This is a genomic window from Pseudomonas sp. MWU12-3088 (assembly GCF_023242405.1).
GTDB lineage: Bacteria > Pseudomonadota > Gammaproteobacteria > Pseudomonadales > Pseudomonadaceae > Aquipseudomonas > Aquipseudomonas kribbensis.
The window spans coordinates 289938-316402 of the sequence record NZ_JALJEA010000006.1 but is presented as its reverse complement, the minus strand read 5'-3'; the positions used below and the strand labels follow the sequence as shown (position 1 = coordinate 316402).

Below are 26465 nucleotides of genomic sequence, written 5' to 3'. Positions count from 1 at the left end.
GCAGGGCTTTTTTGCATTCGCGAGCTTCAGATTCCCATGCTGACCAGGGAATTCACGATGTTGCGCAATGTACCGGCAATGGCGGGATGTTCGAGTTCAAAGCGATCAACTGCCAGATTTACACCGTCGGCGATGCTGGAATCCTGGGTTTTGGTTTCCAGTTCAAGTTCCAGTTCGATCTGTTGCATCAGTGCGTGCAGGTCTGCGCGCTCGGCTTCCGACAGCGGCGGATTCTGATCCAGTTGCTCGCGCAGGGTATTGAGCTGTTCTTGCAGTTCGCGGGCGGGCATGGTGTTTTCCTTTTATCGAGAGGCACTGGCATAGACCGCAGCCGTGCGCCAAAGGTCTATGGCTCTCCTTAAGACTAATCCACTCTGCTGCAACCTGCATGATCCGGGTCAGGGCTTTTCGCCTTTGAGGCGGCGCAGGCTGATGTCGGCCAGGCAGGTGTCGAGATCGCCCAGGTTATCGATCACCGAGTGCACGCCCAGACCGAACAGTTGCACAGTGGCCTTGCCGCGCAGTTGTTCGCGCTCTTTCTGGCTGAGGGCCTGCCATTCACTCGGGGCCAGGCCGCAGAGTGAGCCGCAGGACGCCAGGCCAATGGTCCACAGCCCGGCATTCAGGCCCGATTGCAGTAAACGCGGTTCGCCACTGACCAGCACGCAGCCGTCCAGACGATCGACATTCAACGTCATCAGGGCTTGCCAGCAGGCATTCGGTGCCGGCCAGGGATTGTGTGTTGCAGATTGTTGCGAAGGTTTGATCCAGCCCGGCAATCCGGATGCAAGCACCTGGGTGAGGGCAGGGGGCAAATCGTCGAGCCAGGCGCAGGGGATCAACTGGCGCTGCAGGCTGTGCAGGCTGTCGAGCGCGCCCGGTGTGGCGTCGGCGTGCTCCGTGCCGGGGTTGGCCTGATGACGGGCACGGGCGCCGAAGTCCACCAGGCAACCGCTGAGCCCGAACAGCACGGCTGTCAGGTTGGGTGCTGAAAGGGGCAAGGCTTCGGCTTGAGGCATGGAAAACGTCCCTGAAATAGAAGTCAGGCTAAGCATGGCCGGTGACAGTTGGATGACAAGTGCGTGACGATGCTTCCTACAGAGGTGTTCACGCCGGAAATGCCTAAAACCTTGTTTCCGTCTTATACTGCACCTCTTATGACCGTGGCCCGCATGCCGCGTATGTACAATCCAAGGAGTTTTTCTATGCGCTGGAGCAACCCTCTCGCTCAGCTTTGTGTATGCGCCAGCGTGATGCTGGTTCCGTTCGTTGCCCAGGCGGCAACGGAAGAAGACCCTTGGGAAAGCGTCAACCGTCCGATCTTCCAGTTCAACGATTTCGTCGACACCTATGCGCTGAAACCTCTGGCGCAGGGCTATGAATATGTAACGCCGCAATTCCTGGAAGACGGCATTCACAACATGTTCCGCAACGTCGGTGACATCACCAACCTGGCGAACAACATCCTGCAGGCCAAACCGGCCGCTGCCGGTGTCGACACTGCGCGTCTGATCTTCAACACCACCTTCGGCCTGCTGGGCTTCTTCGATGTGGGCACCAAGATGGGCCTGCAGCGCAGCGACGAAGACTTCGGCCAGACCCTCGGCTACTGGGGTGTCAGCAGCGGTCCGTACGTGATGCTGCCGTTGCTCGGCCCGAGCACCCTGCGTGATGCACCGTCCAAGTACGTGGATACCTACACCGCACCGTACCGCTACATGAACGACATCCCGGCGCGTAACACCATCTACGGCCTGAACATCGTCGACACCCGCGCCAGCCTGCTGTCCAGCGAGAAGCTGATCAGCGGCGACAAGTACACCTTCATCCGCAATGCCTACCTGCAGAACCGCGAGTTCAAGGTCAAGGACGGTCACGTCGAAGACGATTTCTGATTTCGGCTTGTGAACCACGGAAAGGCGACCGAAAGGTCGCCTTTTTTTGTCCGCGCGTCCTTCCATTGAGTTACGGTTTCGAACGTTCTTATAACTCTCTGTGATTTGACAAACAAAGTCGTCAAGTGACGATCCGCGCATGCTTGAAACGCTCGAAGGATGGGAGTACCGTCTGCGCCTTAGAAGGGCACCTCTGGTGCATCCGTGTGCGGGGCAAACGCTCCGAAGCGGTGCAGCAGAGAGGCTAGAAAGCGAATCCAGTAGTCTGCGCCGGGCCATTGCCCCGCCTGCTACGCCAACCTAATTCTGGCGCCGTTTGCCCACATGCCAAAAACCAGTGCCACGCTGCTGATAATCGATGATGACGAAGTAGTGCGCGCGAGCCTCGCGGCCTATTTGGAAGACAGTGGTTTCAGCGTCTTGCAGGCCAGTAACGGCCAGCAGGGTCTTCAGGTATTCGAGCAAGACAAGCCCGACTTGGTCATCTGCGATCTGCGCATGCCGCAGATGGGCGGTCTCGAACTCATTCGTCAGGTCACCGAGCGGTCACCACAGACGCCTGTGATCGTGGTTTCCGGTGCCGGCGTGATGAACGACGCGGTCGAGGCTCTGCGCCTGGGCGCGGCGGATTACCTTATCAAGCCTCTCGAAGATCTGGCCGTGCTCGAGCACTCCGTGCGCCGGGCCCTGGATCGTGCGCGTCTGCTGCTGGAAAACCAGCGCTACCGCGAGAAGCTGGAAAAGGCCAACCGTGAGCTCGAAGCCAGCTTGAACCTGCTCCAGGAAGACCAGAACGCCGGTCGCCAGGTGCAGATGAACATGCTGCCGGAAAGCCCCTGGACCATCGACGCGTTCAAGTTCGCCCACCAGATCATCCCGTCGTTGTACCTGTCGGGTGATTTTGTCGACTATTTCCGGGTGGACGAGCGGCGGGTCGCGTTCTATCTGGCGGATGTTTCAGGTCATGGCGCTTCTTCGGCCTTCGTCACGGTGCTGCTGAAGTTCATGACCACGCGCCTGTTGTTCGAGTCCAAGCGCAACGGCACCTTGCCGGAATTCAAGCCTTCGGAAGTCCTTGGTCATATCAACCGGGGGCTGATCAGTTGTAAGCTGGGTAAACACGTCACAATGGTCGGTGGAGTCATCGACGAGGAGACCGGTTTGTTGACCTATAGCATCGGCGGCCATCTGCCGTTGCCTGTGTTGTACACGCCTGACAGTGTTCGCTACCTCGAGGGGCGCGGTCTGCCCGTAGGACTTTTCAACGAAGCCACCTACGAAGACCACGTGCTCGAGCTGCCACCGACGTTCAGCCTGACGCTGATGTCTGATGGCATTCTGGATCTTTTGCCAGAACCCACACTCAAAGAGAAAGAAGCTGCCTTGCCCCAGCGGGTCAAGTCGGCGGGCGGCAGCCTGGATGGCCTGCGGCAGGTTTTTGGATTGGCCACGCTAGGGGAGATGCCGGATGATATCGCCTTGTTGGTGTTGAGCAGGAATCTTTAATGAGTACCGGTAGAATCCAGTTCGCCGAGCAGGATGGCACCTTCGTCCTGAAGTTCGTCGGTGAAGTTCGCCTGACCCTGTGTTCGGCGTTGGATGCGACTATTGAAAAGATCTTCACCGCGCTGAATTTCAACGCGATCGTGATCGATCTGACCGAAACCCGCAGCATCGACAGCACCACGCTGGGCCTGCTGGCCAAGCTGTCGATCCTGTCGCGGCAAAAGGTCGGCCTGCTGCCGACCGTGGTCACCACTCACGACGACATCACCCGTCTGTTGCAATCGATGGGTTTCGAGCAGGTGTTCAATATCGTCAACCATCCCGTGCCTTGCCCGGAATGCCTCGATGACCTGCCGGATCAGGATCAGTCGGAGGAGGTCGTACGGATCAAGGTGCTGGAAGCGCACAAGATCCTCATGGGCCTGAACGACTCCAACCGCGAAGCCTTCCATGATCTGGTGAATGCCCTCGAAAGGCATTGATTCCCCAGCTATCAGGCACAAAAAAGGGCGAACCTGTGAGGGTTCGCCCTTTTTGCGTTTGCCGTCAGCCCATTACAGCTTGGCTTGCAGCAGCGCCTCGAGTTTTTCCTGGTCCCGGGCAAACTGACGGATGCCTTCGGCCAGTTTCTCGGTAGCCATCGCGTCTTCGTTGGACAACCAGCGGAACTGCGATTCGTTGAGGCTCAGGCGTGCTTCGCCGGCGTGACCCGGGGCCAGTTTGCGCTCCAGTTTGCCGGTGTCTGCCGCCAGCTTGTCGATCAGGTCCGGGCTGATGGTCAGGCGGTCGCAGCCGGCCAGTTGCTCGATCTGATTGAGGTTGCGGAAGCTCGCGCCCATGACCACGGTCTTGTAGTCATTGGCTTTGTAGTAGTTGTAGATACGCGTCACCGACTGCACGCCCGGATCATCTGCGCCGGTGTAGTCGTTGCCGTTGGCCTTCTTGTACCAGTCGTAGATGCGGCCCACGAACGGCGAAATCAGGAACACGCCGGCATCGGCGCAAGCGGCGGCCTGAGCGAAGGAGAACAGCAGGGTCAGGTTGGTCTGGATGCCTTCCTTCTCCAGCACTTCGGCGGCACGGATGCCTTCCCAGGTGGAGGCGATCTTGATCAGCACGCGGTCGCGGCCGACGCCGGCCTTGTCGTACAGCTCGATCAGACGATGCGCACGCTTGAGCATCGCGTCCTTGTCGAACGACAGGCGGGCATCCACTTCGGTGGAAATGCGGCCCGGGATCACTTTGAGGATTTCCTGACCCACCGCGACGCCGAAACGGTCGCTGGCCAGGCCGACATCGCCCTTGCAGTCGCGAACAGCGGCGTTCAGCAGCTCGGCATAGGCCGGAATGGCCGCTGCCTTGAGCAGCAGGGAAGGGTTGGTGGTGGCGTCGACCGGCTTGACCCGGGCAATCGCTTCGAAGTCGCCGGTGTCGGCAACCACGGTGGTGAACTGTTTGAGTTGTTCCAGCTTGGAAGTCATGAGCGTGCTCTGTCCTATGGGTCTGACGACATTACCCGAGCGCTGACAGCCACTCAAGGGCATGTGGATGTATCGATAGCCCCGCAGGCAACAACCTGAAAACGGCTGTTTGAAAGGGCGGGGCGCGGTATCGATAGATACGATGCCAAATCGCGGCACAGGTTCAAAGCAACTGACTGATGAATGTGGACGCTACTCGGAGTCCAACTGCTTTGTGGCGGCAGCTTCCGCCGGTTTCGGTTGCCCGCTTGCGGTCTGCAAACCGAAGTTCTTCTCCCGGTCATCGCTGCCCGTATCATTGTTTTTCCACTCGTAGATCGACGTCAGTGGAATCTGCAGCCGTTTCACATCGGCAATGAACGCCGCGACCTTGGTGGCCTGCCCGTCGGGACCGCCGTTGGAGGCCAGTGCCGAAATCCCCCATTCACTGATGACGCCCGGCAGGTGGAAATTCTGCTGGATGAAGGTCTGCGCATTGCCGATCTGCGTCGCCGTCATACCATAAGGATGGTAGGAAATGGCGCTAAGGCATTTCGGATACGCACCGAGAATGCTGTTCAGCGCTACGGTCGAGGCCGAGCCGGCGCTCGGTGGCCGGGCGAAGCCGAAACCGATCACGGGAGTGCTGGTGGGATTGTCTTGCAGCGCCTTGCACATGGCGCTCATGAACGGCGCAAACGTGGTGCTGAAATTGCCCGTGGGCCAGTACGTATTCAAATCCGGCTCATTCCAGATTTCAATCGCGACCAGTTGAGAACCGTAGGTCTGCTCCAGACTGGTGACTGCGCTGGCAAACGCCGTGCCGGCGGTGGCGGGGTCTGTAGACAGCGGTTTGATGGCGCGCACCGTCATCAGCACCGGCAACCCGGCGGATCCGGCGGCGGCAAACGCATCGCCGAGCTGTTTCTGATAGGTCTTGTCGCCCAGGCTGTCGCTCCACGCGCCCAGGCGCACGAAGCTGAAGCCCGCAGCCTTGATCTGCGCGGCATCGGAAGCCGAAAAACTCTGAACCTTGACCTGGATACCGACCGTTCGGTGGGGCAGTGCGGGGAACAACTCGCTGGCATCAACCTGAGCCGTTGTGCCGAACAACAAAAGGGAAAGGGCGCCGAGACGTTTGAGATGTGCTGCTTTCATGTCTGCTCTCCTGATGAGACGTGACATCTAGCCAATGGTTTATCTCGTTACTTTCATGCGATGCCGAAAAGGCCGAAAAGTGCGCGAATGTTATTTTTTGTCGGAAAACTCAAAGTGTAAAAAGCGCCGAAAATCACAGTTATTTTTAGTCCGGTAATTCTGGTTGGGTGACTTTTGGACCCCGTGGTACTTAATGCACCGGTACTAACAGGTGAAACTGTTTCCGAGTGCAGGAAAGTCCTGTGGATTCATTTAAGTCCACGGGACATGTTGGCCGATTGACATTACACGGGAAAGTAAACCTTGTTCAAAAAGATCCTTGTCGTCTGCGTCGGCAATATCTGCCGAAGTCCGACAGCAGAACTGTTGCTACGTAACGCACTGGCGCCCTCGACCATCACGGTCGCCTCCGCAGGCTTGTCCGCAAGGGTCGGCGAGTCCATGGAAGCAACGGCCCGCAAGGTGCTGGAAGACCGCGGGCAGTGCGCCGAAGGCTTCAAGGCACGGCAACTGACAGCGGACATCGTCAATGAATCAGACCTGATTCTGGTCATGGAAAAAGAGCATGTTAAACAAGTACTGAAGATTGCCTCTCACGCCAGGGGCAAAGTGTTTCTTCTCGGCAAGTGGCAGAACGAACGAGAAATACAGGATCCGTATCGTCAAGGTCAGGCCGCTTTTATTCATGCCCATGCATTGATTGAAGATGCTGTTGGCTCCTGGGCACAGCGCCTCGGGCATTGATGAATATTCTTCAGAACAGTGAATGGTAAGAAAGACTTATGCAGTTACCGTCAGTAGTCGGCACCCGTGACAACGATCAAGACAGTATTGATCTTCTCGGCATATTCGGCAGTTTGATCGATCAGAAATGGTTGATCGGTGCCTTCACCGGCGCGTTCATGATGACCGGCGTCGCCTATGCGATTCTGGCCACACCGGTGTATCTGGCCAACGCGCTGGTACAGGTCGAGCCGAAAAAGAACGACATGCTCGGCTTCTCCGATCTCAACAGCATGCTGGGCGGTCAGTCGCCGTCCGTTACAGAGATCGGCATCATCAAATCCCGCGCGGTGATCGGCAAGACCGTCGACGATCTGCGCCTGGACATCGACATCACCCCCAATACTTTTCCGGTGATTGGCGGCTTTCTCTCCCGCCGCTATCGCGGTGAGACCGAACTCAGCGTCGCGCCACCGCGTTTTGGGCTGAACAGCTACGCGTGGGGCGGTGAGCGCCTGGAATTTGCCCGGCTCGATCTGCCCAAGGAACTGCTGGGCAAGAAACTCAGCCTGATCGCCGGCGAGCAGCATCGCTTCCAGTTGTTCGACGACAACGACAATCTGCTGGCAGAAGGCACTGCCGGTGAAGCCTTCGCGCAGGACGGAGTAGAAGGGCAGATCACGCATTTGCAGGCCAACCCCGGCACCCGTTTCGAAGTGGTGCGCTACCCACGAATCGTGACCATTCAGGGCTATCAGGACGCGCTGGATATTTCCGAGCAGGGCAAGGAGTCGGGGATTATCCGTCTGGCCCTGGCCAGCACCGATGCCGCCGAAGCGGTGAGGATCCTCAACAAGATCGCCTCGCTGTACGTGGACCAGAACGTACGTCGGACCTCGGCCGAAGCCGCGCAGAGCCTGGCCTTCCTGCAAAGTCAGTTGCCGCAGGTCAAACGCGACCTGGCCAAGGCCAGTGATGCGCTCAATGCCTACCAGACGCGCGGCAAGACCGTGAACATCTCCCTGGAAACCCAATCGGTGCTCGGCCAGTCCGTCGCCCTCGAAACGCGGATTTCCGAGCTGAAAATGCAGCAGGCGGAAATGGATCGCAAGTTCACCAGACAGCATCCGGCCTATCGTGCGTTGATGACCCAGATCGGTGAATTGACCCAGCAACAGAAGTCGCTGGAAGGCAAGGTTGGCGACCTGCCGGCCACGCAACAGGAACTGCTCAACCTGACCCGCGATGTCGAAGTCGCTTCGCAGATCTACACCCAGTTGCTGAACAAGTCCCAGGAACTGGACATCATCCGTGCCGGCGCCGTGGGCAACGTGCGTCTGGTGGACTCGGCGGATGTCGACCTGACCAGTCCGGTCAAGCCGAAGAAAGCCCTGATCGTGCTGATCGCGACCTTCCTCGGCGCCTTCGTCGGCGTGGCGCTGGTGCTGTTGCGCAAGTCCCTGAGCAAGGGCCTGGAAGGGCCGGAAGCCATCGAGCAGCTCGGCTTGCCGGTCTATGCATCGATCCCTTACAGCGCCCTGCAACAGGAAGAGGACACCAAGAAAGTCCGCGCCAAGGTCACGGCGGACACACCGGCCTATCTGCTGGCCCTGCGCAATCCGACGGACCTGTCCATCGAATCGATCCGCAGCCTGCGCACCTGCCTTCACTTTGCGGCGCTGGACTCGACCAACAACCGCATCATGATTTCCGGCCCGAGCCCGCAGGTCGGCAAGACCTTTGTGTCTTCCAACCTCGCGGCGGTCATGGCCCAGAGCGGCCAGCGCGTGGTGCTGATCGATGCCGACATGCGCAAGGGGCATCTGCACAAGACGCTGAACACACCGATCACCAACGGCTTGTCGGACTTGCTGGTCAAGCGCTGCACCCTTGAACAGGCGATCAACAAGGTCGAAGTCGACAACCTGCACTTCATCAGCCGGGGCCAGGTGCCGCCCAATCCTTCCGAACTGTTGATGCACGCCAATTTCCGCGAACTGCTGGCGGAACTCAGCGAGCGCTACGACGTGGTGATCATCGATACGCCACCGCTGCTGGCGGTAACGGACGCGGCGATTGTCGGCCGTGAAGCGGGCATCAGCCTGATCGTCGCGCGCTTCGGCGTGAACCCGGCCAAAGAAGTCGAACTGACGATTCGCCGCTTCGCCCAGAACGGCATCGAGTTGAAAGGCGCGGTGTTCAACGGCGTCGAGAAGCGAGCCGCCAGTTACTACGGCAACGGCGGCTACGGCTACTACAACTACGAATACGCGTCCGACAAATCCTGAGTTTCAGCGATTGTTCTTACAGGCAACAAAGTGGGTGGGTTGTGAAAAAAATACTGCACGTGGCTGAAACGATTAAAGGTGGCGTCGCGACGGTGATCCGCACGATTTCGGCGTCCCCGGAAGACGAGCAAGCCAACTACGAGCTGGTGTATCTGGTGCCGCAGGATCAGGAAAAGGAACTGCACGGCATTGCCCCGCAGCAGATCCGCACCTTCGAGCGAACCGGGCGCAATGTGCCGTCGTTGCTGCGTTTTGCCTGGCGCCTGATGCAAGTGATGCTCAAGGAAAAACCTGATGTCGTGCACCTGCACAGCACGTTTTCCGGGGTGATCGGCCGTTGTGTGTGCGTACTTTTGCGGCCGTGGCGCAAACCGAAAATCGTCTACTGCCCGCATGCCTTTTCGTTCCTGATGGAAAGCTCGCCGATCAAGCAGAAAGTCTATGCGTGGATCGAGCGCGTGTTGCAGAAGGTCACCGACACGATCATCTGCGTCAGCCAGTACGAGCTGGATAAAGCAGCAGCGTTTGGCATCGAGCGCAAACGCATGCGGCTGATCTACAACGGCATTCATCCCAAGGATGACCAGCGCAAGGCCGAGGATCCGCAACCGATTCATCTGCTCTTCGTCGGCCGACTCGACTATCAGAAAGGCTTTGACGTGCTGCTCAAGGCCTACGCCAGGACCGGGCGCAACGACCTGAAACTGACGGTGGTCGGCAGTGCGGTCAACGAAGCGACGGTCGAGTGCCCGCCAATGGAAGGCGTCCAATACCTGCCGTGGGTCACGCCGGCCGAGGTCAACGCCCTGTATCAGCAGGCCGATGCGCTGATCGTCCCGAGTCGCTGGGAAGGTTTTGCCATGGTGCCGCTGGAAGGCATGGCGCTGGGCTTGCCGGTGATTGCCAGCGACTGCACGTCGTTGCCGGAACTGGTCACCCACGGGGTGTCCGGTTACGTGTTCCCCACCGGTGACCACCACGCGCTGGCCGATCGCCTGAAGCAGATCCAGAAACCCGCATTGTCAGCCCTCGGCATCGAAGGCCGGCGCATCGTCCGCGAGCGCTTCAGCGCCGCGTTGATGATCCGCCAGACCTACGACGTGTATTCCGCTCCCTCTTATTAAGTAGAACGCCGCTCATGAACGTAACAATTTTGCATGGCTACAGTGCCTCCAATTCCGGTGATGGTCTGCTGGTCGATCTGGCCATCGCGCTGGTGCAGCGCAACTTTGGCGAAGACACCGCGATCAGCGTCGTGGCCTCCGATCCGGACTCCTTCAAATACCTGCCGCACCCGCGCTTTGACGCGCCGGTCATGGCAGCCAAGGGCCTGGGCCGGGTCAAGCAGGCGGTATTCCTCAATCAGTCCTACGCCGGGCTGGCGGATCTGTTGAAGAAAACCGATCTGATCGTCGGCGTTGGTGGCGGCTATATGCGCTCCAAAAGCGCCTTCGAACACATCAAGCTGAAACTGGGCCACGCCAAGCAACTGGAAACCGCGATCCTCAGCAAAGTCCCGTCGGTGTACCTGCCGCAAAGCATCGGGCCGTTCCACGGTGACAGCGACAGGATCGTCGGCCACTACGCCAGCGCCGATGCGGTGTTCGTGCGCGATAACCGCTCCTCGGCGTTGTTCGATGCCTGCGAAAATGTCTACCGCGCACCGGACCTCGCAGTGCAGGCCCTGGCCGGCAAAATCCTGCAGCAACCCAAGTTCACCCGCTGCGCCTCGACACCGGCCACGGTGTGCGTGGTGCTGCGCAAACCGCCGGCATGGAGCAAGGAAAAGAAGCTCGCCTACGTGGCCAACCTGAAGGTGCTGCTGCAGCGTTTGAAGAACAAAAGCAAAGTGGTCTGCGCGGTGCAGAGCGCTGTGCGCGGCAACGATGACGGTGCGTTCTATCGCGAACTGGGCATCACCGAAGACCTGCTGTCGTTGAAGGCGACGATTGCCAAATATCAGCCGGACCTGGTGATTTCCGTGCGCCTGCACGGGGCTATCGAATCGCTGCTGTCCGGCGTGCCGGCGTACCACATCAGCTACGAGCGCAAGGGCTTCGGCGCCTATCAGGACATGGGCGTCGAGGACTGGGTGATCAACGGTGGCGACATCGATGTCGACACCATCATCGACACGGTTTACGCGCCTGACGCGCTGTCGAATTTCGGCAAACGCCTGACCGACACTTGCCGTGAAATCGAAGCCAAGACCGTGGCCATGGACGACATCATCAAGGGCGTCATTCGATGATATTCCGCTTGTTGCTGCGTGGCGGAGCACTGGGCGCGAAGTTCCTGCTGGTGCTCGCCATCACCCATTACCTCGGTTACGAGGCGCTGGGGTTTTACGGCGTGGTGGTCGCGGCGTCATTGATCGCTTCGAAGTTCTACAGCGTCGGTTTCAGTTCCGAGATCAATCGGCTGATCAGTGTCGGCGGCAGTTCGAAGCGTGTGGTCGACAAGGTTCTGCTGCTGTACCTGGCCGTGGGGTTGCTGTTGTCGGTGCTGACGGTGCTGATCTATTCACTGTTCCAGCAGGTCGAGGCGACGGCGGCATTGATCGCCTGCGTGACCTTGGTTCTGCTGACCGAGCATCTGTCGTTCGAAATCAACTCGTTCGTGTTTTCCGCGCAGAAAGCCACGGCGGGGGCGCTGCTGTTCTTCATCAAGACCGGCCTCTGGGCACTGCTCGCCGTGGGCGGGATGATGCTCGGCTGGGTGTCCGGGATCGCCAGCGTGTTGTGGCTGTGGGTCATCGCCAACGTGCTGGTGATCGTCGCCGGTTACCTGATCGTGGTGAACGTCCATCGCGGGCGCGAAGAGGGGACGCTGGCGACGGCGACCGTGTGGAAAGCCGGGTTGCCATTCTATCTGGGCACCGGCCTGATCGCCGTGAGTCAGTACGCCGAGCGCTTTCTGATCATTGATCTGGAACCCTACGCCAGCCTCGGTAAATACGTGTACGCGTGGTCGGCGGCCAACACCTTGCAGGCGCTGTCCTATGCGGTGGTGGCGGTGGTCGGCATTCCGGTGCTCGCCAAGCGTTACCAGGCCGACCAGCAAGCGTTCACGGTCAGGCAATTGTTCGTGAACAAATGGGTCGCGCGTTCGCTGGTGGTTTCAGCGACAGTCGCGGTGGCGATTTATCTGTTCTTCAATGTCGTGCTCGATTACGTCGGTGCAGCGGTGCCACGTCCGGACAACGGAATTCTTGGCGTGCTGATCTTTTCCTTCGCCCTGCGCGCCATCGGCGACATCGTCTGGGGCGGCTTGATCGCGTCGAAAAACAGCCGGGTCTCCCTCGCCAGTTCGGCTCTTTGCCTGCTGATTTCGGTGCCGGTCAGCTATGTGCTGATCAAGCACTATTCGATCTACGGCGCGGCCTGGGGCAACGTCTTCGGGATCATCGTGCAGCTCGGCGTGATTGCGCTGCTGACCCGTGCAACGCGTGCGAAAAAGGCTGTCGTGTCATGGGCCTGAAACTGCCGTGCATCGAGTTTCGCGGCAGGAAACTCGATTCGTCGCTGTCGTTCCTGATCCTGTTCACCGGCCTGTTTCTGTCGGTGGCCATGCCGCTGCTGATCCCCCGCGATCCCGGCCCGGATGCGATGACCTTGTGGTCGTCCTATGCCCGGGCCGACAACTGCAATTTCTGGAACCCGTTCTCGCCGGATCGCTCGTCCTACGAGTGTTCGGCGTTCCTGCTGCGGCCCACCGGGATCAACCTGACCAACGCCTGGGCCTACGGGATGTTCTGCAATTTCTTCCTCACGGCGATTCCGGTGGTGGTGTTCCGGCGCATGCCGCTGGCGATCTTCGGGACCCTGTGCCTGTGGGGCGTGGTGCGCTCGTTCTTCCTGGAGAACCTGACCAAGGAAATCATCGTGTCGGTGGCGGTGCTGAGCATTCTGTTCAGCTCGCTGACGCGCAAATATCGCGGCGGGTTTTTCCTGTCGGCGGTGATCTACGGCGTGCTGATCCGGCCCTACTGGATCCTGTTTTCGCTGTCCTGGGTTGGCGTCTGCATGATGAAGAAGTACGTGTCGCGCATGACCTTCTTCGTGATGCTGTTCCTGTTCTACCTGGCGGTGGCCATGGCGATCCAGTTGGCGCTGGGCTTTCCGGTGTCGTCGATTCGCGCCAGCAACAACGAACTGCGTACGGCGGGCGAGGAGGGGTCCAAGTCGCTGATCGTCTCGTGGCTCAGCGGCAGTGACTTCGTTTCGCAGGCCCTGGACTCGATGATCATCTTCTTCCGCCTGTCGTTCCCGGTGGAGCTGATCCTGCTCTCCGGGCCGGGCCAGGTGATCTTCGTGGCGCTGATGATCATGACCGCGCTGCTGCTGTTCAAAGTCATCACCTCGACCGATTACAAAGGCGCGCCGATCCAGACCAAACCCAAGGAACTGATCGCGATTCCCCTGGCGTTTCTGTTGGTTCAAGGCTTGTTCGAACCGGACTTCGGCTCGTTCGCCCGACACTTCTCGATGGTGGTGCCGGTGTTGTTCGTGGGCCTGGGGTTGATGCTGCGGGCGAACAAACCGGTGAAGGTCGAATCAAGAATTCTGAATTGAGGCGGGTGCTTTATGTCGAGCAAGAAAAAGTCCCTGGAGATCGAAACCCTGCGCGGCCTGGCGTGCCTGCTGCTGGTGCTCTATCACGTGATCGGCCCTTTGGGCGGCGGTTTGAAGATCGATATCGGCTCGCCATTCCGGGTGATCGCCGATTCCATGGTGTACGTGCGCATGCCGCTGTTCACCTTCATCTCGGGTTACATCTATTCCATCTACAAGATTCGCGGCAATGACTTTTCGGCGTTCTTCACCGGCAAGGTGCGGCGGCTGATCGTGCCGCTGTTTTGCGTGGGTGTGCCGTTCTCCGTGTTGCAGGCGGTGGGGCCGGGCGTGAACAAGGACGTCGGTGTGATCGATGCGCTGTTGTCGTTCTATGTGCCGGTGAACCACTTCTGGTTCCTGCAGGCGGTGTTCATCATTTTCATGTTTGTCGGCCTGCTGGAGTGGCGTGGATTGCTGCGTTCGACGACGCGTCTGTATCTGCTGTTCGCGTTTTCCGCTGCGGTATTTCTGTTGCCGCCGTTCAAGTTCGATGCGTTCGGCATCAACGGGGCAACCTATCTGTTGCCGTTTTTTGTGGCGGGGATGATCGGCCAGGAAAATGTCAGCGCGTTGAAGCAACGGTTCAAAGTGATCGGCCCGTTGGTGTTCGTGCTGATTTCGTTGACGCTGTTGTACATCGCATCGCTGGACCGCGAACTGATCATCGATCGTCGCAGTCTGATCGGCCTGACGGTGGGTTGCGTGTCCTGCTTTGCGCTGCTGTCGAGTGACATGCGTTCGAAGGCGCTGACCTGGCTCGGTGGTTACTCTTACGCGATTTTCCTGTTTCATGTGTTGTTTGCCGCCACCTCGCGCTCGGTGCTCGGACGCCTGGGCATCAAGGACGAAAGCGTGCTGGTGTTCTGCGGCGTGGCGTGCGGCTTGCTCGGGCCGGTGTTGTTGTCGACGATCTTCAGCCGGTTCAACTTCACGTCGGTGCTGTTTCTGGGCGAGCGTGCGGCGGCGAAAAAACCGGCGGGGAACGTCTCCCCGGCGCAGGTTTCGGCTAAAGGAAGTGCTTGATGGTTGCAGTGGATGACGCAGCGCCGGTCGCGGCGTCGGTGGTTGAAGTCGGTGACGCCCGCGAGCGTTTTGCCCAGTGGCGCGAAGGCAAGGCCGGGAAGGTGTTGTCGGTTTCGGTGATCGGCGACAGCTACAGCGCCGGGCAGGATTACTACCTCAACAAACTGGTGCAGCGGTTGGTCGGGGAGGTCGGTTTTGCCGGCCCCGGTTATGTCGGCTTCAACCACGGTGCGGCGCTGGGTGGCAGCCATTTCAAGTACACCCGCAGCAGCGAGAAATACTTCGGCGGCGACTGGAAGGTGTCGAACCTCGGCGTGGCCAGCCCCGACAGCCGCACGGTGACGGGACGGCCCGGTGCATGGCTGCAGGTCGATGCGCATCCGAGCGAAGCGATAAACACCGCCGTCACCCAGGCAAAGTTACTTTTTCTGGGCAGCGGCGAATCCAGTGAACTGCGCTATCGCTGGTCGCCCTCGGTGGACTGGCAGCCGCTGAGTCTCTCCGGCGCGGGCGTTCAGGAAGTCCCGTTACCGGGTACATCCGCCGCGACGGACTGGTCATTCAGGCTGGAAGTGGTGAAGGGCGCGCCAACGCTGTTCGGCCTGTGGATGAGCAACGAGCAGGCCGGTTTGCGGGTGTCGAAACTGGCCGCGTCGGGCGCAGCGTCCGGCGATTTCTATCATGCCGATGGTCAGTGGCAGACCCAGTGGAAAGCGGTGGTGTCGAAGATTCCTGCGGACATCTATCTGATCATGCTCGGCGGCAACGATCAGGGTTTCGGCGTGAAGCCCGAGCAGTACCTGAAAAACGTTCAGGGGTTGGTCGGGATGATCCGCGAGATTCAGCCGGCCGCGAGCGTCAACCTGATCATGCGCCAGGACACCACACGCTCCAGCGCCTATCCAATGTCGGCCTACGCGCAGGTGCTCGAACCCTGGGCCCGCGAGCAGCATCTGGGTTACGCCAATCTGCAATGCGCGTTCGGTACGGACGTCAAACGTTACGCGGCGGCGATGATCGGCCCGGACAAAATACATCCGGTGCCGGCCACGGGAGGGAAGGTGATTGCCGATTACTTCTATCGGATGATCGTCGGCGGCAACCACGGGACTTCATGCGGCGCCGCCTCGGAATAAGAACTCAACCCTTGTCGAAGGTGTCGACGTGACCCAGAAGCTCTGCGGTCTTCTGCGGCATCAACTGCGTCACGCAACGGGTCTCCACATTGATGATGATTGCCGGCTCGTTGCAGCAGAGGCGCACGCGGAATCGCCAGTCGCCGAGAATCACCTTCAGGCCGTCGCGGTCATCGACCTCCAGCGCCTGCTCGCCGTAGATCCGTTTCAGATGGGCGAGCAGGGGATAGGGATCGCGCAGTGGCCGGCGAATGTCTCCGGACGAGGGAAACATGCCGATCCGCTCCACCAGCAGGATGGTCCCGAGCCAGGATTCGTTGGCGCTGGGCAACGGCTGATGACGAGACAACCAGCTCATCACCCCGAGGTTGTCCACCTCCCGTTCAATGCCTGTCGAATGTTGTGCAATGTTCATGGTTGCCTCGTCGGAGATGCGCGGGCGCCTTTCAGCGGCCCTTGAGGTAGACGTTGTCGTAACAGAAGTTGGTCGCCTGCAGGTAACCCTCGGCATCACCGCAGTCGAATCGCAGGCCCTTGAACTTGTAGGCCAGCACGCAACCGTTTTGCGCCTGTTTCATCAGGGCGTCGGTGATCTGGATTTCCCCGCCCTTGCCGGGCTCGGTGTCGGCGATCAGGTCGAAGATGTCGGGCGTCAGGATGTAGCGGCCGATGATCGCCAGGTTCGACGGAGCGTCCTGTGGCGCCGGTTTTTCCACCATGTGGTTGACCCGGTAGATGCCCTCGGAAATCGCCTCGCCGGCGATCACGCCGTACTTGTGAGTCTGGTCGCGGGGGACTTCCTGGATGGCCACGATCGAACAGCGGAATTTCTTGTAGAGCTCGATCATCTGGGTGAGCACGCCGTCACCTTCCAGGTTCAGGCACAGGTCGTCGGCCAGGACCACGGCGAAGGGTTCGTCGCCGATCAGTGGGCGGCCGCTGAGGATCGCGTGGCCCAGACCTTTCATTTCCACCTGACGGGTGTAGGAGAAGGTGCAGGTGTCGATCAGCTCGCGAGTGCCGGCCAGGAACTTCTCTTTCTCGGTGCCGCGAATCTGGTGTTCGAGTTCGTAGCTGATGTCGAAGTGGTCTTCCAGTGCGCGCTTGCCCCGACCGGTGACGATCGCCATGTGCTGCAGGCCGGCGTCCCGTGCTTCTTCAACGGCGTATTCGATCAACGGCTTGTTGACGATCGGCAGCATCTCTTTCGGCATGGCTTTGGTGGCCGGCAAGAAACGCGTGCCGTAGCCGGCAGCGGGGAACAAACATTTACGAATCATAGAAGTTTCCTGGACATTCATGGCATACAGCCATCGGTTACATTGCAATAAGGAAAAGTTGCAAGTTGATGAAGCTGTACTTTAATACCTGAGTCAGGTTATGAGTGACAACGTTAGCTTAGTGTAAAGGGGGGTAATGTTATTAGATGTCGGCTTGATAAATAACAGTTATTTTTAGTCGGTATCTGTTGATAGTGGTGAAAGTGCGGGAGTGCTAATAAGTACCGGGCAATACAGTTTGGCCTTTAAAAATATTTTTGGCCAGCGATGGAACTGTTTTTGTTTTGGGTTGTTGTCGCCCTGTTTATGTGAAGCAAGACACACATTAAACAAGTTGGGCTTGACACGCTAGTTGGCACTTTTCCCACTATGGACCGCGCTATGAAGATTCTGGTAACGGGTGGCGCCGGGTATATCGGCTCGCACACCACACTCGCATTGCTTGAAGCAGGTTATGAAGTTGTCGTTCTGGATAATCTTTGCAACAGCAGCGACGCGGCACTGCACGCCGTGGAAGGCATTTGCGGCAAAAGTGCGCTGATGATTCGCGGCGATGTGTGCGACCGGGCGTTGCTGGACCGGATATTCCAGCAGCATTCAATTGATGCCGTCCTGCATTTTGCCGGGCTTAAAGCGGTCGGCGAGAGCGTGCGCAAGCCGCTCGAGTATTACGAAACCAATGTCAGCGGCAGCATCACGCTGTGCCAGGCGATGGCGGCGGCGGGGGTCTTCCGGCTGGTGTTCAGCTCTTCGGCCACGGTCTACGGCGAGCCTGAGCAGATGCCGATCCGCGAGGATTTTCCTACCGGCATTCCGACCAATCCCTACGGCCAATCCAAGCTGATCGTCGAAAACGTGCTGCGCGACCTGAGCCAGGCCGAGCCGCGCTGGAGCATCGCGCTGCTGCGCTACTTCAACCCGATCGGCGCCCATGACAGCGGCCACATGGGCGAAGACCCGAGCGGCATCCCCAATAACCTGCTGCCGTACATCAGCCAGGTGGCAGTCGGCAGCCTCCAGGAGTTGTCGGTCTTCGGCGACGATTACCCCACGGCAGACGGCACCGGCGTGCGCGACTACATCCACGTCGTCGATCTGGCGGACGGGCACCTGAAGGCCTTGCAGGCCATCGACGGGCGCACCGGCATTCATACCTGGAACCTCGGCACCGGTGACGGTTACAGCGTGATGCAAGTGCTGCGAGCCTTCGAACAGGCGTGCGGCAAGCCAGTGCCGTTTCGGGTGATGCCACGGCGTTCGGGTGATATTGCCGAGAGTTGGGCCGACGCTTCCAAGGCGGAAAAAGAACTGGGCTGGAAAGCCACACGCAACTTGCAGGATATGGTTACCGATACCTGGCGCTGGCAATCGAATCATCCCAGGGGTTATCTGGAATGATGGCCTTTTAGTCCAATGTTATTTTCGGTCAGGTTGTTAGATATCGTCGGGAAATTACACTGGCAATGCCTTTTGCAAGTCCGTAGATATAAACCTGCCGTTCGACTTTTATCAGTTGCGTAGGACTGTGAAAGAACAACGGATCTTGTTCGCGCTTTTTGCGACTTGAACTCTACCGCCTCTAACGAAACACCCGATGTAACGGTGCAATGTTAGAAAGGAGTTGATATGAAAAAAGTGATGGCGATTGCCTTGTTGACGATGTTGAGCAACTGGGCATCCGCAGCTGAAGCGCCGCTTACAGCGGTAACCAATGTATCGGGCAGTGTCGCGGCTTCTACAGCGCCCGCTGCCAGTACTGCAATGGTTGCCAGTGCCGTAGCGGCGTCCAACAGTGGTGGAAGTGCCAACGGCGGTACAACGGGTACCACCGGTACCACGGGTACAACCGGCACGCACAACTAACTGAAGTAACTGTTGGTGCAGTACAAGGTCGCCCGACGAAAGTCGGGTGACTTTGTTTTGGATTCGCCCTTGAATAGCGTAGTGCCATTATGACTCGTAGTTTTTCTCTTTTAATGCTGGCAAGTCTCGCTCTGCAAGGTTGCATGTTTTCCCCCGGTCAACACCTGAGCACCTTTGGCATCACCCGCCAAGGCGCCAGTGAAAGCAGCCGGGTCGAGTTGATTCCGATCACCCCCAAGCTGATCTCCATGAACCGCGCCACGCAAAAGCGTGAGTCGGTGCCCACGGAATTGCTGGCGACGCCGGCCGAGTACCGCATCGGCAACAACGACGTGCTGTACATCACCGTGTGGGATCACCCCGAGCTGACCGCGCCGTCGGGCGCGCAGCAACAGATCGATGCCAACGGCCGACTGGTGCGCTCCGACGGCACGCTGTATTACCCGTACATCAAGGAAGTCCAGGCCGCCGGCCGGACCATCCAGCAACTGCGCGACGACATCGAACAACGGCTGTCGGCGTTCATCGCCGAGCCGCAAGTGGACGTCGCCGTGTTGCGTTTCGCCAGCCAGAAAGTCGTGGTCACCGGCGCGGTCGCCAAGGCTGGCCCGCAAGCGATTTCCACTAACCCGCTGAGCGTGGTCGAAGCCCTCGGTTCGGCGGGCATCGACACCAACAATGCCGACTTGTCCGGGTTGTTGCTGACGCGCAACGGGCGGGTCTATCCGCTGAATCTGGATACCCTCAATCAACAGGATTCCGAGTTGCAGAACGTCTACCTCCAGGGTGGCGACAAACTGTATCTGCCGTACAACGACAACAAGCGCATCTACGTGATGGGCGAGGTCAACCAGCCGCGCGCCCTGAGCTTCAAGACGGCGACGATGAACCTGTCCGACGTGCTCGGCTCGGTCGGCGGCCTGAGTCAGACCACCGCCAACGGCAACGCCGTGTACGTCATTCGCGGGGTGGAAAACCTCGATGTGGAACCGGCGAAGATCTATCAACTGGAAGCCGAATCGCCGACTGCCATGGTTCTCGCCACGCACTTCGAAGTGCGTCCCCAGGACGTCGTTTATGTAGGGCCTGCCAACGTGACTCGCTGGAACCGTCTGATCAGCCAGTTGGTGCCGTCGGCATCGATTGTCGGCACCGGCGCTTCCGCTGCGAAGAACTGGAGCGAATTCACCAACAACAGCAAATAAGGCCCGCCGACTTTGAAAACCTTGAATGTTGGCGTCTGCCTGATGGCGGCCTTGTTGCTGTGTGGCTGTAATCCGCTGATGGTTGCCTCGGTGACCAACCTCAAGTCGGCGGTCGTCGGCCCGGATGATATCGACGTGACGCCGGCCCAGGTGGCCGAGGTCAATTATCCGCAACTCAAACTCACCACGCCGTCCGGTTCCGGTGTGCTGGCGCTGGTGCGCAAGCGCGATGACCTGCAGTTCTGGGTGGCGTCGGGCAAGCAGGTCCTGCTGCTGCGCGACGGTCTCGCGGTGCGCAGCATCGGCCTGGGCGCGGAGGGCGACCTGGACGGCACGCGGCTGTCCGATGCGTCGCCGTTCAAGCGCGGTCTGCAACACGTTACCGATGGCCAGACCAGCCAGCGCTGGATCGATCTCTACAAGGGCCAGGAAGTCGGGCTGATCGTCAACAGCCGCTTCACCCGCAAATCCGTGGAAACCCTGAAGATTCTGAACAAGGAATACGCCGTGCTGCGTGTCGATGAACGTATCGACGTCCCGGCCATCGGCCTGCGGGCAACCAACCGTTATTGGGTCGATCCGGTAGACGGTTTCATTGTGCAAAGCGAGCAGCAACTGACCTCGCAACTGCGGGTGAAGATCGTGCAACTGACCCCTGACCGCAGGCATCTGCCATGAAGCGCTTGAGGGTTCTGTCGGCGGGTTTGATGTTGCTCGCCGGCGCAAGTCAGGCGGCGGTCACGGTCAGCGGCGATGTGGCCAACCCCGGGCCGGTGACGTTGCCGCCGGGCGGCCGATTGACCGATGTGATCAGCGAGGCCGTGCCTAACGCCGAGGGTTACTGGCTGGCCGGTGTGCTGCTGCGTCAGTCGTTGCTGGAGGAGCAGACCCGGCTCAAGGTCGGCGTGCTGTTCGACCTGGACGTGTTGCAGCGCATGGCCGATCTGTTCGATCGACCGAGCCGCAAAGCCCTGGCGGTGCGCATGGCCGAAGACGTGCGGCAGATGCCGGTCACCGGGCGCCAGATCGCGGACCTGGACCCGGTGGCGCTGGAAGTCGGCTTCGCCCGCAACATTCGTCTGGATGACGGCGATCGCCTGATCTACCCGCAGCGGGTCGACGAAGTGGAAGTGCTCGGCGCGGTCGCCGGGACTTGCCGGCTGCCTTATCAGCCATTGCTCGAGGCCCGTGACTACCTCAGCAGTTGCGTGCTGCTGGAGGACGATGCCGACGCCGATTACCTGTGGCTGATCCAGCCCAACGGGGTTTCGCGGCGCGTCGGCATTGCTCACTGGAATCGTGAGAGCGGGCAGTTTCCCGTTGCCGGCAGCAAGATTCTGGTGCCGTTGAAAAACGATGATCTGGATCCGCCTATCCCTGAACTGAATCAGCAGTTGGCCGAATTTATTGCCACGCAGTTGGCTGAGGTGGTTCGTTGAATTTGCGTTTTGCAGCTGTGTTGTTATTGCCGTGCGGCCTGGTCCATGCCGAGCCGCGAATTACCCAGGGCGATTTTGGTGGTGCCGGTCTGTTGCAGACGCCCACCGCGCGCATGTCCCCGGCCGGCGAGTTGAGCGTCAACGCCAACCGCACCGAGCCCTACAGCCGCTACAGCGTTTCGTTGCAGCCGCTGGACTGGCTCGAAGGTTCGTTTCGCTACACCGCCATCACCAACCGCCCGTACGGCCCGGAGTCGATGAGCGGCAACCAGAGCTATAAGGACAAGGCGGTCGACGTCAAAGTCCGGCTCTGGGAGGAAACCCATTGGGCGCCCGACGTCGCCCTGGGCTTCCGAGACGTCGGTGGTACGGGTTTGTTCGCCAGTGAATTTCTGGTGGCCAACAAGCGCTACGACAACCTGGATTTCAGCGCCGGCATCGCCTGGGGCTACATCGGTAATCGCGGCGACATCGACAACCCGTTCGGCTATCTCGATGATCGCTTCAAGACGCGCCCGTCCCTGAAAGGCACCGGTGACGTCAACGCTGGTTCCTACTTTCGCGGCCAGCCGTCGTTCTTCGGCGGCGTGAGTTACCAGACGCCTTGGGATCGCTTGAGTCTGAAACTCGAGTACGAAGGCAACGATTACAAACACGAACCGAAGGACAACGTGATCAAGCAGGACTCGCCGATCAACCTTGGCGCGGTGTTCAAGGTAACGGACTCCCTCGACGTGAGCGCCGCGTGGGAGCGGGGCAACACGGCGATGTTCGGCGTCACCTTCCACACCAATTTCGTCAGCCGCAAGGCCCCGGCCAAGAATTTCGATCCACCGCCGGAGCCGCTGCCGGCGAAGGCACCGACTACGTCGATGGATCAGGTTGACTGGGCTAATGTGTCGCAACGCCTGCAGCAAAATGCCGGTTATCGGGTCGAGCGCATTGCCCAGCGCGATTCCGAATTGATCGTGTATGGCGAGCAGCAGCGCTACTTCCATTCCTCCAAAGCGGTGGGGCGTGCGAGCCGGGTGCTGGACAACAGCGTCAACGACGACATCGACTGGTTCACCCTGGTGAACAAGCGTTACGACCTGCCGCTGGAAGAAACCAGCGTGCCGCGCCAGACCTTCCGCGAAGTGATCAACAACGAAGAGCCGCTGCAAACGTTGCACCGCACCACCGAGGTCAACCCGGCGATGCCGCACAACGAGAAGACGCTCTACACCCAGCCGCTGCAGCACTTCAGTTATGGCGCCGGTCTGGGCTTCAAACAGAACGTCGGTGGCCCGGATGGCTTGCTCTATCAATTCAGCGCCGACCTCGACGCCGAGTTCCGCTTCAACCGCAACACCTGGTGGAGCGGCATGCTCAGCCAGAACCTGACGAACAACTTCGACAAGTTCAAATACGACGCACCCAGCGGCTTGCCGCGTGTGCGCACGGATTTGCGTCAGTACCTGACCACGTCCGACACCACCATGCCGTTATTTCAGGTCAGCCATGCCGAGCAACTGGACAAGGATCTGTACGGCATGGTCTACGGCGGTTATCTGGAGTCGATGTTCGCCGGGGTCGGAGGCGAGGTGCTGTTCCGTCCGACCGGCGAGCGCTGGGCGATCGGTGCGGATCTGAACTACGTGCGTCAGCGTGAATTCGATCAGGGTTTCGGCCTGCGGGACTACTCGGTGCTGACCGGTCATATCACCGGTTACACCGATTTGCCCTACGAAACATTGGCGGCAGTCAGCGTCGGGCGTTATCTGGCGGGCGACTTTGGCGGCACGCTGGATATCTCCCGGGAGTTTTCCAACGGCGTGCGCTTCGGTGCCTGGGCGACCATCACCACGGCGGGCAGTACGGAATACGGCGAAGGTAGTTTCGACAAGGGCATTTATCTGTCGATTCCGTTCGACGAGATGATGAGCATGTCGACCATGCGCCGGGCCAACCTGGTCTGGGCGCCGTTGACCCGTGACGGTGGTGCGAGGCTCAGCCGCAGCTTCCAGCTGCACTCGATGACCGATAGCCGTGAAGACGACATGTTCTATCGCAACTTCGGGAAGATTACCGAGTAGGTCCGGGAGACCGGGAAGTCAAAACGGGAGCCCTTCGGCTCCCGTTTTGGTTTGGGGTGGATGTCTTCTTGAGCCTTCACCACTGCTGAGGGAGCAGGGGACGGTGAGCTCTAGCCCGGTGTTGAATGATCCGGCGCTATCGCTGGCAAGCCAGCTCCCACAATGATTGTGGTCGGATCGTTAGTTGTGTTTCACCACAAACCCCTGTGGGAGCTGGCTTGCCAGCGATGATGTCAGTTCAGCCAACCTCACTACAACTGACCCAATGCAGGTGCAAGCCTTCCGCCAGCCACCAAATCTCGCCCACAAAAAAGGGGACTTTCGTCCCCTTGCGGTCCTGCCTTGTGAAGCGCTGCGTCTCAGTAAATATCCTTCGACAACAGGGTAAACGGCGTCTTCACCAGAATCTTCACATCCAGCCACAGCGACCAGTTGTTGATGTACTTGAGGTCGATCTCGACACGCTTCTCCATCTTGTCGAGAGTGTCGGTCTCACCACGGCAGCCGCTGATCTGTGCCAGGCCAGTGATGCCCGGTTTGATTCGGTGGCGCGCCATGTACGCGAGGATCTTGCCCGAGTAGTAGTTGTTGTGCGCCACGGCGTGCGGACGCGGGCCGACCAGGGCCATGTGGCCTTGCAGTACGTTGAACAGTTGCGGCAGTTCATCCAGCGAAGTGCGGCGGATGAAGCGGCCGACGGCGGTGATGCGCGAATCGTTGCGGCTGGCCTGTTTGACGTCGCGGTCATCGTGCACGCGCATCGAGCGGAACTTCCAGACCTGAATCACCTTGCCGTTCCAGCCATGGCGATCCTGCTTGAAGAACACCGGGCCCGGCGAGCTGAGTTTCACCGCCAGCGAGATCAGCAGCAGCACCGGGCTCAACAGGATGATGGCCAGCAGCGCGACGCTTTTCTCCATCAGGCTCTTGCTCAGGGCGGCGGTCGGGCGGCTGGTCAGCGGGCTTTCATTGAGGTAGATCGCCGGCAGGCCGTCCACGACTTTTACCGAGTGATTGAGCAGCGTCAGGCTGTTCAGGTCCGGCACCCAGACCACGTCAACGTTGGCATCCAGCAGATCGACATACATCGCTTCGATCTTCGCCGCTTCGGACAGCGACAGCGTGATGTACAGGCGGCGGATATCGTGGCGTTTGATCAGCTCCAGCAAGTTTTCCTGATCGCCGACGACCCGAGGAGCATCAGCGTCCAGAGCGGGCAGGTCGCCGTTGCTGACCAGGCCCACCAGCGGCAGGTTTTCGTGTTCGCTGAGCTTCTTCGCCAGGCCCAGGGCCAGTTCGCCCGTGCCGACGATCAGGGTCTTGTGCTCGCTTTTGCGGGAACGCTGGTAGTACTTCGAAAACGCATGCAGCGGCGCATACAGCAGCGCCTGACCCAAGAAGCCGTACACCGCCCAGTCAAGAATCACCTGGCGGGAAAACAGCTCATCGGCCTTGCAGATGAACGCAATGAACGTCAGCCCGGCCATGGTCATCGACCAGCCCATCAGCAGCCGTCCGAGGCCGGTCAGGTAGTTGTCGCGCTTTCGGTAGGCGCCGCTGAACGTGTAGGCCGGAACCGAAGCCAGCACGGCCAGCATGGTGCACATCCGGTAATAGAACTCGACCGTTCCCGTGTGCTGCTCAGCCAATATAAATAACAGTGAAACAATAAAGCACTGTGCCAGTGCCCATTGGCCCCAGAAGGTAAGTCCCTTGAGGCCGGTGTTTCGGTTGATACGTAGAGTGAGATCCATATGCGATATCCCCAAAAGACTTCCATTCAGGTTTCGACAGTTGAAATCCGAGTTGTTAAGCAGAGTTGTTTTTGTTTTAGGTGCCCATGTTCTGAGGTAACAACATCGGTATGCCGAACTATCGTCAATCAATAGACTAAGTTATTGGGGAAGAAGCTGTCTGACGAGTTCTAACAAGATGGCAAAGTGCCAATCAATTGATTGGGGAAATAATCGAACGTTAGAAAAGGTCAAAGGCAAAGGGTGAACAAACAATAATCTGTTTGCTATCGTAGGAAGGGTGAGGAGGGAAGCATTACTGAAAAGGAGGTTCAAACAAGCAAAGTGCTTTTTTATTTTTGTTGTTGCACTTGCTTCAATTTATGGGTGCGTAGGCTGTGCTCAGGCAACAACTTCCTGGATCAGGCAATAACCACGATTGCGCACGGCACGAAACAGCCGTTCACCATTGCTGGCACTTTTGAACTTGTCTTGAAGACGGCTCAGGCACATTTCCAGTCCGCGATATTGTTCCGGTTCCCGGCCGATGCTGAGGATCAGATCGTCGCGACTGACAACGCGTTCTTCGTGGTGCAGCATCTTTCTGACCAGTGCGGTTTCGAGGCCGGTGAGGCTGATCTCGACACCTTCCTTGACGAGGGCGCCCTGGTCATTGTCCAGATGCCAGGCCTCTGTGCAGGGAACATTGCCTTCAATGGAGCCGGTGTCTTCTGTTGCCGGCGTATTCTGGAGCGAGTTTACCGATTGTGCCGCCAGCCACTCGGATTCGAGGGTGGCCAATATGCGCTGTGTATCGTGTTCAATACTGCGAGCGACGCTTTTCCTTGTGCCGCGTGGGTAAGTGAACTCCATGAGCGTGGGAGTGGAAGAGGGCGAAGCAACACCTTCAACAAACATTTGTGCCTGGGACGTACCGAACGAATTGAAACGCTCACTGGAGAGAATGCTCTCGAGTTCACGTTGCGACGCGGAGTTATTGGTCACGACAACAAAATATTTTCGTGGGAGGGTTGTACTGGTTTCCATGTCTCTCTCCTGAATAAC

25 protein-coding genes are annotated in these 26465 nt (G+C 59.1%); 17 read left to right on the top strand and 8 right to left on the bottom strand.

Annotated elements, in window-relative coordinates:
- Positions 1 to 26 precede the first annotated feature (26 nt).
- Positions 27 to 290: a DUF4404 family protein gene (locus tag M5B98_RS16940; protein ID WP_248743343.1), complete on the bottom strand. Its 264-nt coding sequence runs from the start codon at positions 288 to 290 to the stop codon at positions 27 to 29.
- 108 nt (positions 291 to 398) lie between these two features.
- Positions 399 to 1019, bottom strand: a complete 621-nt coding sequence (locus M5B98_RS16935; RefSeq protein WP_248743342.1) for an HAD family phosphatase — start codon at positions 1017 to 1019, stop codon at positions 399 to 401.
- 186 nt (positions 1020 to 1205) lie between these two features.
- Here M5B98_RS16935 and M5B98_RS16930 point away from each other — a divergent pair, with 186 nt between their 5' ends.
- The 3 genes from M5B98_RS16930 to rssC all read left to right on the top strand — a co-directional run bounded on the left by M5B98_RS16930 (position 1206) and on the right by rssC (position 3883).
- Complete coding sequence (locus M5B98_RS16930) at positions 1206 to 1895, top strand: VacJ family lipoprotein (RefSeq protein ID WP_085713162.1); 690 nt, start codon at positions 1206 to 1208, stop codon at positions 1893 to 1895.
- 324 nt (positions 1896 to 2219) lie between these two features.
- A complete protein-coding gene (gene rssB, locus M5B98_RS16925) occupies positions 2220 to 3401 on the top strand; it encodes a two-component system response regulator RssB (protein ID WP_085713163.1) in 1182 nt (393 codons plus the stop codon).
- Positions 3401 to 3883 (top strand): anti-sigma factor antagonist RssC, encoded by a 483-nt coding sequence (gene rssC, locus M5B98_RS16920; protein WP_042560140.1) that lies wholly within the window; start codon positions 3401 to 3403, stop codon positions 3881 to 3883. The genes rssB and rssC overlap by 1 nt, the downstream gene beginning before the upstream one ends.
- A 72-nt stretch (positions 3884 to 3955) precedes the next feature.
- On the opposite strand, the gene tal is transcribed toward rssC, so the two are convergent.
- Entirely contained in the window at positions 3956 to 4882 is a 927-nt protein-coding gene (gene tal, locus M5B98_RS16915) for a transaldolase (RefSeq protein WP_114884366.1), read from the bottom strand.
- A 192-nt stretch (positions 4883 to 5074) separates the two neighbouring features.
- Positions 5075 to 6019, bottom strand: coding sequence for a glycosyl hydrolase family 5 (locus tag M5B98_RS16910; RefSeq protein ID WP_248743341.1), 945 nt, complete (start codon positions 6017 to 6019; stop codon positions 5075 to 5077).
- 303 nt (positions 6020 to 6322) lie between these two features.
- Here M5B98_RS16910 and M5B98_RS16905 point away from each other — a divergent pair, with 303 nt between their 5' ends.
- The 8 genes from M5B98_RS16905 to M5B98_RS16870 are packed head-to-tail and all read left to right on the top strand — an operon-like array spanning position 6323 to position 15805.
- A complete protein-coding gene (locus M5B98_RS16905) occupies positions 6323 to 6763 on the top strand; it encodes a low molecular weight protein-tyrosine-phosphatase (RefSeq protein ID WP_085713166.1) in 441 nt (146 codons plus the stop codon).
- A gap of 38 nt (positions 6764 to 6801) precedes the next feature.
- Positions 6802 to 9030: a polysaccharide biosynthesis tyrosine autokinase gene (locus M5B98_RS16900; protein ID WP_248743340.1), complete on the top strand. Its 2229-nt coding sequence runs from the start codon at positions 6802 to 6804 to the stop codon at positions 9028 to 9030.
- Positions 9031 to 9071: 41 nt separating this feature from the next.
- Entirely contained in the window at positions 9072 to 10154 is a 1083-nt protein-coding gene (locus M5B98_RS16895; protein ID WP_318654181.1) for a glycosyltransferase, read from the top strand.
- A gap of 14 nt (positions 10155 to 10168) precedes the next feature.
- Positions 10169 to 11281 (top strand): polysaccharide pyruvyl transferase family protein, encoded by a 1113-nt coding sequence (locus tag M5B98_RS16890; protein WP_248743338.1) that lies wholly within the window; start codon positions 10169 to 10171, stop codon positions 11279 to 11281.
- Complete coding sequence (locus M5B98_RS16885) at positions 11278 to 12510, top strand: phosphoribosylaminoimidazole carboxylase (RefSeq protein ID WP_248743337.1); 1233 nt, start codon at positions 11278 to 11280, stop codon at positions 12508 to 12510. The genes M5B98_RS16890 and M5B98_RS16885 overlap by 4 nt, the downstream gene beginning before the upstream one ends.
- Entirely contained in the window at positions 12501 to 13604 is a 1104-nt protein-coding gene (locus M5B98_RS16880) for a hypothetical protein (RefSeq protein WP_248743336.1), read from the top strand. The genes M5B98_RS16885 and M5B98_RS16880 overlap by 10 nt, the downstream gene beginning before the upstream one ends.
- 12 nt (positions 13605 to 13616) lie before the next feature.
- Positions 13617 to 14669 carry an acyltransferase family protein gene (locus M5B98_RS16875; protein WP_248743335.1) on the top strand — a complete coding sequence of 351 codons (1053 nt, stop codon included), beginning with the start codon at positions 13617 to 13619 and terminating at the stop codon, positions 14667 to 14669.
- On the top strand, positions 14669 to 15805 hold the full coding sequence (locus M5B98_RS16870; protein WP_248743334.1) for an SGNH/GDSL hydrolase family protein: 1137 nt from the start codon (positions 14669 to 14671) through the stop codon (positions 15803 to 15805). The genes M5B98_RS16875 and M5B98_RS16870 overlap by 1 nt, the downstream gene beginning before the upstream one ends.
- A gap of 4 nt (positions 15806 to 15809) precedes the next feature.
- Here M5B98_RS16870 and M5B98_RS16865 read toward each other — a convergent pair whose 3' ends face one another.
- Both M5B98_RS16865 and galU read right to left on the bottom strand, forming a co-directional pair.
- On the bottom strand, positions 15810 to 16220 hold the full coding sequence (locus M5B98_RS16865) for a mannose-1-phosphate guanylyltransferase (protein ID WP_248743333.1): 411 nt from the start codon (positions 16218 to 16220) through the stop codon (positions 15810 to 15812).
- Positions 16221 to 16251: 31 nt separating this feature from the next.
- Positions 16252 to 17085, bottom strand: coding sequence for a UTP--glucose-1-phosphate uridylyltransferase GalU (galU, locus tag M5B98_RS16860; protein ID WP_007951629.1), 834 nt, complete (start codon positions 17083 to 17085; stop codon positions 16252 to 16254).
- A gap of 381 nt (positions 17086 to 17466) precedes the next feature.
- Here galU and galE point away from each other — a divergent pair, with 381 nt between their 5' ends.
- The 6 genes from galE to M5B98_RS16830 all read left to right on the top strand — a co-directional run bounded on the left by galE (position 17467) and on the right by M5B98_RS16830 (position 23667).
- Positions 17467 to 18483: a UDP-glucose 4-epimerase GalE gene (gene galE, locus M5B98_RS16855; RefSeq protein WP_248743332.1), complete on the top strand. Its 1017-nt coding sequence runs from the start codon at positions 17467 to 17469 to the stop codon at positions 18481 to 18483.
- 228 nt (positions 18484 to 18711) lie between these two features.
- Entirely contained in the window at positions 18712 to 18948 is a 237-nt protein-coding gene (locus tag M5B98_RS16850) for a hypothetical protein (protein WP_003226528.1), read from the top strand.
- Positions 18949 to 19037: 89 nt separating this feature from the next.
- On the top strand, positions 19038 to 20153 hold the full coding sequence (locus M5B98_RS16845) for a polysaccharide export protein (RefSeq protein ID WP_114884344.1): 1116 nt from the start codon (positions 19038 to 19040) through the stop codon (positions 20151 to 20153).
- 12 nt (positions 20154 to 20165) lie between these two features.
- On the top strand, positions 20166 to 20831 hold the full coding sequence (locus M5B98_RS16840; RefSeq protein ID WP_139831917.1) for a YjbF family lipoprotein: 666 nt from the start codon (positions 20166 to 20168) through the stop codon (positions 20829 to 20831).
- Positions 20828 to 21592, top strand: a complete 765-nt coding sequence (locus M5B98_RS16835; protein WP_248743331.1) for a capsule biosynthesis GfcC family protein — start codon at positions 20828 to 20830, stop codon at positions 21590 to 21592. The genes M5B98_RS16840 and M5B98_RS16835 overlap by 4 nt, the downstream gene beginning before the upstream one ends.
- On the top strand, positions 21589 to 23667 hold the full coding sequence (locus M5B98_RS16830; RefSeq protein WP_248743330.1) for a YjbH domain-containing protein: 2079 nt from the start codon (positions 21589 to 21591) through the stop codon (positions 23665 to 23667). Before M5B98_RS16835 ends, M5B98_RS16830 begins: the two co-directional genes overlap by 4 nt.
- 359 nt (positions 23668 to 24026) lie before the next feature.
- Here the strand turns inward: M5B98_RS16830 and M5B98_RS16825 are convergent, their stop codons facing one another.
- Together M5B98_RS16825 and M5B98_RS16820 are read right to left on the bottom strand one after the other, a co-directional pair.
- Positions 24027 to 25421, bottom strand: coding sequence for an undecaprenyl-phosphate glucose phosphotransferase (locus tag M5B98_RS16825; protein WP_248743329.1), 1395 nt, complete (start codon positions 25419 to 25421; stop codon positions 24027 to 24029).
- Between the two features lie 381 nt (positions 25422 to 25802).
- Positions 25803 to 26447 carry a winged helix-turn-helix domain-containing protein gene (locus M5B98_RS16820; protein WP_248743328.1) on the bottom strand — a complete coding sequence of 215 codons (645 nt, stop codon included), beginning with the start codon at positions 26445 to 26447 and terminating at the stop codon, positions 25803 to 25805.
- Between the last annotated feature and the right edge of the window lie 18 nt (positions 26448 to 26465).

Excerpts from the sequence above, each read along its gene's own strand:
- M5B98_RS16820 (WP_248743328.1), bottom strand. The coding sequence starts at position 26,447 with ATGGAAACCAGTACAACCCTCCCACGAAAATATTTTGTTGTCGTGACC.
- M5B98_RS16930 (WP_085713162.1), top strand. The coding sequence starts at position 1,206 with ATGCGCTGGAGCAACCCTCTCGCTCAGCTTTGTGTATGCGCCAGCGTG.
- M5B98_RS16835 (WP_248743331.1), top strand. The coding sequence starts at position 20,828 with ATGAAGCGCTTGAGGGTTCTGTCGGCGGGTTTGATGTTGCTCGCCGGC.
- M5B98_RS16940 (WP_248743343.1), bottom strand. The coding sequence starts at position 290 with ATGCCCGCCCGCGAACTGCAAGAACAGCTCAATACCCTGCGCGAGCAA.
- galU (WP_007951629.1), bottom strand. The coding sequence starts at position 17,085 with ATGATTCGTAAATGTTTGTTCCCCGCTGCCGGCTACGGCACGCGTTTC.
- galE (WP_248743332.1), top strand. The coding sequence starts at position 17,467 with ATGAAGATTCTGGTAACGGGTGGCGCCGGGTATATCGGCTCGCACACC.
- rssB (WP_085713163.1), top strand. The coding sequence starts at position 2,220 with ATGCCAAAAACCAGTGCCACGCTGCTGATAATCGATGATGACGAAGTA.
- M5B98_RS16845 (WP_114884344.1), top strand. The coding sequence starts at position 19,038 with ATGACTCGTAGTTTTTCTCTTTTAATGCTGGCAAGTCTCGCTCTGCAA.
- tal (WP_114884366.1), bottom strand. The coding sequence starts at position 4,882 with ATGACTTCCAAGCTGGAACAACTCAAACAGTTCACCACCGTGGTTGCC.
- M5B98_RS16865 (WP_248743333.1), bottom strand. The coding sequence starts at position 16,220 with ATGAACATTGCACAACATTCGACAGGCATTGAACGGGAGGTGGACAAC.
- M5B98_RS16935 (WP_248743342.1), bottom strand. The coding sequence starts at position 1,019 with ATGCCTCAAGCCGAAGCCTTGCCCCTTTCAGCACCCAACCTGACAGCC.
- M5B98_RS16875 (WP_248743335.1), top strand. The coding sequence starts at position 13,617 with ATGTCGAGCAAGAAAAAGTCCCTGGAGATCGAAACCCTGCGCGGCCTG.
- M5B98_RS16900 (WP_248743340.1), top strand. The coding sequence starts at position 6,802 with ATGCAGTTACCGTCAGTAGTCGGCACCCGTGACAACGATCAAGACAGT.
- rssC (WP_042560140.1), top strand. The coding sequence starts at position 3,401 with ATGAGTACCGGTAGAATCCAGTTCGCCGAGCAGGATGGCACCTTCGTC.
- M5B98_RS16910 (WP_248743341.1), bottom strand. The coding sequence starts at position 6,019 with ATGAAAGCAGCACATCTCAAACGTCTCGGCGCCCTTTCCCTTTTGTTG.
- M5B98_RS16880 (WP_248743336.1), top strand. The coding sequence starts at position 12,501 with ATGGGCCTGAAACTGCCGTGCATCGAGTTTCGCGGCAGGAAACTCGAT.
- M5B98_RS16850 (WP_003226528.1), top strand. The coding sequence starts at position 18,712 with ATGAAAAAAGTGATGGCGATTGCCTTGTTGACGATGTTGAGCAACTGG.
- M5B98_RS16890 (WP_248743338.1), top strand. The coding sequence starts at position 10,169 with ATGAACGTAACAATTTTGCATGGCTACAGTGCCTCCAATTCCGGTGAT.
- M5B98_RS16885 (WP_248743337.1), top strand. The coding sequence starts at position 11,278 with ATGATATTCCGCTTGTTGCTGCGTGGCGGAGCACTGGGCGCGAAGTTC.
- M5B98_RS16825 (WP_248743329.1), bottom strand. The coding sequence starts at position 25,421 with ATGGATCTCACTCTACGTATCAACCGAAACACCGGCCTCAAGGGACTT.
- M5B98_RS16870 (WP_248743334.1), top strand. The coding sequence starts at position 14,669 with ATGGTTGCAGTGGATGACGCAGCGCCGGTCGCGGCGTCGGTGGTTGAA.